This is a genomic window from Methanospirillum sp., from assembly GCF_028679455.1.
In the GTDB taxonomy this organism is placed as follows: domain Archaea; phylum Halobacteriota; class Methanomicrobia; order Methanomicrobiales; family Methanospirillaceae; genus Methanospirillum.
Map to the genome: position 1 here is coordinate 1 of NZ_JAJRBM010000026.1, position 5291 is coordinate 5291.

General features: G+C 48.1%; 12 protein-coding genes and 1 pseudogene. 9 read left to right on the top strand and 4 right to left on the bottom strand.

The features are described 5' to 3' along the window. On the top strand, window positions 1–241 hold a 241-nt coding region (locus tag LUQ50_RS00700), incomplete at its 5' end, for a hypothetical protein (RefSeq protein WP_300034663.1). A gap of 129 nt (window positions 242–370) precedes the next feature. Here LUQ50_RS00700 and LUQ50_RS00705 read toward each other — a convergent pair. Further along, window positions 371–553, bottom strand: coding sequence for a hypothetical protein (locus LUQ50_RS00705; protein ID WP_300034666.1), 183 nt, complete (start codon window positions 551–553; stop codon window positions 371–373). A 317-nt stretch (window positions 554–870) separates the two neighbouring features. Here LUQ50_RS00705 and LUQ50_RS00710 point away from each other — a divergent pair, with 317 nt between their 5' ends. The 7 genes from LUQ50_RS00710 to LUQ50_RS00740 all read left to right on the top strand — a co-directional run bounded on the left by LUQ50_RS00710 (window position 871) and on the right by LUQ50_RS00740 (window position 2835). Beyond that, entirely contained in the window at window positions 871–1095 is a 225-nt protein-coding gene (locus LUQ50_RS00710) for a hypothetical protein (RefSeq protein ID WP_300034669.1), read from the top strand. A gap of 62 nt (window positions 1096–1157) precedes the next feature. Then, window positions 1158–1340: a HEPN domain-containing protein gene (locus tag LUQ50_RS00715; RefSeq protein ID WP_300034672.1), complete on the top strand. Its 183-nt coding sequence runs from the start codon at window positions 1158–1160 to the stop codon at window positions 1338–1340. A 43-nt stretch (window positions 1341–1383) separates the two neighbouring features. Further along, complete coding sequence (locus tag LUQ50_RS00720) at window positions 1384–1521, top strand: hypothetical protein (RefSeq protein WP_300034675.1); 138 nt, start codon at window positions 1384–1386, stop codon at window positions 1519–1521. 22 nt (window positions 1522–1543) lie between these two features. Continuing rightward, window positions 1544–1873, top strand: a complete 330-nt coding sequence (locus LUQ50_RS00725; RefSeq protein ID WP_300034678.1) for a nucleotidyltransferase domain-containing protein — start codon at window positions 1544–1546, stop codon at window positions 1871–1873. Window positions 1874–1978: 105 nt separating this feature from the next. Next, the gene (locus LUQ50_RS00730; protein ID WP_300034681.1) at window positions 1979–2215 is read left to right on the top strand and encodes a hypothetical protein; all 237 of its coding nucleotides are present in this window, start codon (window positions 1979–1981) and stop codon (window positions 2213–2215) included. 112 nt (window positions 2216–2327) lie between these two features. Next, complete coding sequence (locus LUQ50_RS00735) at window positions 2328–2627, top strand: hypothetical protein (RefSeq protein WP_300034684.1); 300 nt, start codon at window positions 2328–2330, stop codon at window positions 2625–2627. Beyond that, window positions 2614–2835, top strand: a complete 222-nt coding sequence (locus LUQ50_RS00740) for a hypothetical protein (RefSeq protein WP_300034687.1) — start codon at window positions 2614–2616, stop codon at window positions 2833–2835. The genes LUQ50_RS00735 and LUQ50_RS00740 overlap by 14 nt, the downstream gene beginning before the upstream one ends. Before the next feature lie 237 nt (window positions 2836–3072). Here the strand turns inward: LUQ50_RS00740 and LUQ50_RS00745 are convergent, their stop codons facing one another. Genes LUQ50_RS00745 through LUQ50_RS00755 form a run of 3 tightly spaced genes read right to left on the bottom strand, consistent with a single transcriptional unit; the run spans window position 3073 to window position 4658 of the window. Further along, a complete protein-coding gene (locus LUQ50_RS00745) occupies window positions 3073–3633 on the bottom strand; it encodes a hypothetical protein (RefSeq protein ID WP_300034690.1) in 561 nt (186 codons plus the stop codon). Then, complete coding sequence (locus LUQ50_RS00750; protein ID WP_300034696.1) at window positions 3630–4076, bottom strand: ImmA/IrrE family metallo-endopeptidase; 447 nt, start codon at window positions 4074–4076, stop codon at window positions 3630–3632. Before LUQ50_RS00750 ends, LUQ50_RS00745 begins: the two co-directional genes overlap by 4 nt. A gap of 12 nt (window positions 4077–4088) precedes the next feature. Further along, the gene (locus LUQ50_RS00755) at window positions 4089–4658 is read right to left on the bottom strand and encodes a helix-turn-helix transcriptional regulator (protein WP_300034693.1); all 570 of its coding nucleotides are present in this window, start codon (window positions 4656–4658) and stop codon (window positions 4089–4091) included. Window positions 4659–5107: 449 nt separating this feature from the next. Between LUQ50_RS00755 and LUQ50_RS00760 the strand changes: the two are divergent. After that, window positions 5108–5291 (top strand): annotated as a pseudogene (locus tag LUQ50_RS00760) (Fic family protein); the annotation flags it as partial.

The window sequence follows — 5291 nt, forward strand, 5'->3', positions numbered from 1 at the left end:
AAGAAAAGATCTGACGAATATGGGATTAATTGAGAGATTAAACCGTTTGAAGAGTGGAGATTCTACTGTAATGTTAGAAAATATTCATTTTGAAAGGATTCAAAATGGATTAATGGAATTAGCGGTGTCGTTCGAAAAAAACCTTCCATCAATTGATCCTTTAAAGAAAATATTGTCAACGATGTATTCCACAACAAGTCCCGGATATTATATAAGACTTAAAGGAATGATGGATTTTTAATTTTTATTGCCGCTACTGTCACTCCGTTTCTTCATCCCTCCCATCTTCTCCCCGCGTTTCAGATCCCGGTTCAACCATTTATATACTCCCGCCAATCTCTATTCAGCCGTGAGAGATCACGGCAGGGGTCTATCGAACATGGCAGATTTCACACAGACGGGAGCGGATGAAGACTGCAGTCAGGGAGCTTGCAGCTCCCGAGGGCAGCATGGCAGCCTTCACCTCAACGAGGGCGACATCCTGACCAATAACCCGTGGGGATGTACGTCTTTGAGAGGCCTGGAGTAACCCTCCCTGGGGTCTCGAAGGCATCCGAGTCATAGGGAAAAGGTCATCTACGAGAATAACGAGGACAAAACCGTCGGGACCATCAGCATCAAGGCTCCGACTCCGTCAGCTTATCACTGATGTCAGCATCTTCGCGCCCTGAATACCGCAATGGGAGGCACTCCGTCCCATGACAGCTCAGAGGACCGGTTTAGCTGCACTCGCATAACCAAACACAATACCCCCTTTTTTCCCTTTCCGAGGTATGGGAATGAATTGGTACTACGTAATAGCCGGAGCGATCTGCCTCGTTATCGGATAGCAGTTCTCTCAGGCTGATATGACGAGAGCCTCCATCTGGTGTGAAGAGCGGCTTTGCTGTCCGGAACATTCATCGGGGGAGCAGATCGTACAGTCAGCATCTCTTCACTGATGACCGGGCGGTCATTTCCCGGGATCTCCGGTTCACCGGACCGGTTATACCGGTTCTACGAGTTATCCGGGGTGGAAGAGTAATTGCAATACAACTCTTTGAGGCACGGTTACCACCGGTCATGCAGGAATTGTCAGAGGTGTTGACTGGATAAACTTCAGGTATCCTTTTGAGAACAGAAAAACAACCAATAGATACAGTTACGGAGTTCGGTTCATGACAGATTATGAGGAGATTGGAGACCGGTGGATTAAGCAGGCCGTCCATGATCTCCAGATTGCTGAAAAGAATCTATCAATCGGGGGATTTGATTCAGCAGCGTTCTACTCTCACCAGTCTGTAGAAAAAATGCTCGGGGCTGATCTCGGTATCCGGGCGCTCCATCCCAAGAACCCATGATCTTGAACGACTTGGAGATCTCCTCGAGTGTCCTGATGATATCATGCCTGATATTATCGATCTGATGGGAGATTACCAGACATCATGGTATCCTGATATGAGCGAGGTGATCCCCTGTGAATACTATACTGAACTATTGCAAAGGACCGGGTCAGGAAAGCGAAGAAGGTGTTTGCTATGATGTATCCGGAGGGGATTAATCCATGAATGATCCGGTTATTGATGGGTTCAGGTTAGAGATACTTCCAAAGCTCATTGATCTTTTTCAGCCTGAAGATGTTATCCTGTTTGGTTCACGGGTGCAGGGAACTCCCCATGATGATTCAGATCTTGATGTGATTGTAGTATCAGAGTATTTCAGGGATGTTCCGCAGCATGAGCGGTTTCCTCTTGTCAGAAAAAGGATCAGAACTGGGTATTCGATCGATTATCTCTGTTACACACCTAAAGAGTTTGAACGATTGAAAACACGATCGAGTGTTCTGGAAAGTGCTTTAACTGGTCCTCATCAGGCAATGATTGGGGCGGTTTAAGGATCAAAAAGAGAATATTGAAGAGAAACTCACAGATAACTCATTGAATCCCGATATTTAAGTAAAATTTTTCTGTTTCGCAGATTTTTAAACAGACAGGACCGTATGAAGACTGCAGTCAGTGAGTTTGCCTCGCCCGAGGACAGCATGGCAGCCTTCATTTCATCGTGGACGACATTCGGACCAATAATCCGTGGGGATGTTACGTCCTTGAGAGGCCTGGAGTCACCCCCCTGGGGTCTCGAACGCATCCAGGTCGGAAGAAAAAGTCATCTACAATATAAAGAGGCCAAGACTGTCGGGACCATCAGCATCAAGGCTCCGGATCTGGCTTATCACTAATGTCAGCATTATCATCGCCACCACCACCCTGAATACCGCAAATTAGAGGCACTCCGTCCTATGAAAGATCAGAGGACCGGTTCAGCTGCACCTATGTGCCATTACGGGAGCGGTGGAACTCTATTCGGTCCGGTTTGCCCGTGATTCAGTCACCTTTTCATCCTATGAGGAGAGGCGATCCGAAGAACTGGTTTCATCCGGGCTGATGCAGAACGGACAGATCATCTCGACCAAGAAGGTCGGGGAAGAAGGAACCCGGTCCAGGACACTGATCAACGTGACCGGCCAGGTGTCTCTCTCAACTGAAACCCGGAGTAATAACACCACTGAGCATAGCCGAACCTATGCCGCTGGTCCGATGCAGGTCTCTGAAGTGGTTGCCCTGGGAGGGGGTGAGTATGATAGAGGGTAGTCTCGTTCTGGCCCTGGTCTCAACCGGAGCAGCCGTTCTGAATGGTATCGGGCTCCTGATGACCTGGATGAAATACCGAAGCCTGGCTTATGAATCGCTCATCTTTGCCAGCGAGGTGATCGGTGCTCTGCATATGGAGGAGGAGGATTATCCCCCTCCTGACCTTGCAGCCGGAGCACTCTCGATCATCGGGAAGGTCTCTTCCTGAAAAAGTCTGACCGGTTTTCGAAACCGGGATATTGTAAGCGATACGACACGTATGTGCCATGATACACAGGCCCCCGGAGCATGGAGGACCGGCCTGATATCCGGCCTCCCAATACTGGCAGGGGAGAGCCTCGGGCACTCTGATTTCTGTAGTCAATTCACCACAGCCTGATCGTTCCGATGTTCCGAAAAACCCCGGTTCCCCCTATTTTCAGAATGATTAAACCTAAAGGTTTAATCATTTGTATGTGGTCGAGTTATTTTTCAAATTGTTTCTTCGATATTCTCTCGTAATCCATTTTTGCCCTCTCCACTTCTCCAGTCTCTTCTCACAATCACCTTCTGGAAGAAAATTTCCTTTCGTGATCATCTCTTCGAGGGCATCAGCAAGATAAGATCCTGAGACAACTCCCCTCTCATCCAGCATGTCCATAAGCCAGAGCACCCCGTAAACAGGAATTTCATGCTCTTCACACAGGCTGCGTAACCTTCGATCCCCGGTAATGACCATAGTATCAGGGTGATGGACAGAATACACAAACAAAGAAAGATCAGCCGGGCTGATTCTCTTATGTACAGGTGCCAGACGAAACAGTTCCGCCATTTCAGGGCCGGTAAGCGGTTTTACCGGCAGACCGGCAGAAATCAGATGAGAGGGGAGAACACTCTTCCATTCTGCCTGAATCAGGTCCACAGTCACCAGAGAAATATGCAGATCCCAAAGAGATGATATCAGACCTCCGTCTTGCAGGGTGAACAGGACACTCGAATCAAGGAGATGGAGGATCTCTCTGCTCATGAACAGGACTCACAACCGCAGATCGTTGATATATCACCTCCATACAGCTCATTCGCCCGGCTCCGGGTAATCATTCCCTCAGAATATGCCCGCATGATAAGCTGATTCATGTATGTCGGTTCTTCCGGAGGATACGGTCTCATCGGCTCGCATTCATGCCACCCGTTTTTTCTGAACAGAATCTGCATACTTTTTAAGAATGATACCGATATCAGGCCAAGATGGTATGCCCGGTACAATATTGCCATCATGGAGATGCCATACCGGTGTTTCAGGATACAGAGCTCTTCAATGCTGATCTTCTTTCTGCGGCCACCAAATTCGGTCTTCACCCGCTCATCCGGGAACAGAAAAGCCCCTGCAAACCGATGAAACAACGCATCATCAAACCAGTCTTCAGGGATTGAGCAGACAAGATGACCAATTTCATGGGCAAGAGTCAGTCGTTGCCGATCTCAGCTCATGGCACGGTTAATAACAATCACCGGAAGGTTATCATTCACCATGATGATCATCCCGTCAAACGACTTCGGACCGTCAATGAGACAGACCTTGATCCCATGTTGCTCCATGATATCCATGAGGCTCTGAATCGGTTCAACACCGAGATTCCATCTCTTTCGAAGGTCCATCGCAATCTGCTCTATCTCGTCCGGAGAGGAAAGGATTACTGGTTCAGGAAGATCGGGCTCTCCCTGCTCACCAAGAATATCTTCGATCGCACAAAATCGCTCAAGCCAGTCACGGGTCACTTCAATAACCTGTTCCTCTTTCTTTATCCCGAAGCGTGACTTCTTCCGGTATGCGAGTGGAGTGAGCGAAATTATCGGCTCTTGTCTGAAAAAATATTCAATCGGGATATCCAGCGCCTCGGCTATTGAAATCAGCCGGGATGAGTCCGGAGTAGTAATTCCATTCTCATAATTACCAAGTGCCGGGGCGGTTATCCCAATCTTTTCAGCCAGAGCCCTCAGGCTGAGTCCTGCCCTCATTCTCCCATGTCGTATCCGCTCTCCGATATGCATACGGTTCCCTTTCACTTTACAAATTAATAATTAGCTTACAAGTTTGTAAAGTTACCTGAAAAAATGATCCTCCGGTGAGGTTCACCCGGTTTTTAGGGCCGCGTTACGTTCAATATACGTTCGTGGGCGTAAACCTGAATTGAACATACGTTCACGAACGTATTCCATAGGGTACCGGGTATCGGCTAAACCCGATACCCGGCATGCCGAAAAGTTGACTCCTGCATCCGGTCGCTCCTAGCGTCGCTTCCCCGTCTGCAGGGTCAACCGTTCGGCTTCCGTGGTGGTTTTCTCATCCCTCAAAGATATCCTGATACCTTCAAATATTCAAAATCAAGGATCGGATAAGGAAGCAGTATGTTAATCAGGAAAACCTGACACATACTACTATAGGGTCCTCTATGTCAGGAATCACGGACTTAAACGACTAATAATTATGGAGAGTATGAATGGTTGAAAGCAGAGCAGGAGTAACAATCCGCCAAAGAGAAGGATATTTAGCTTTTATTCCAAAGCCTCTCCCTCCAAATCCTCCTTTAGATCTCAATGATTCCTTGCTCTCCCTTCTCTCGCAGGCAGACCGGGCTCTGGCTCGTCTTGATGGGATCACCTATGCACTCCCTAGTCCTGATT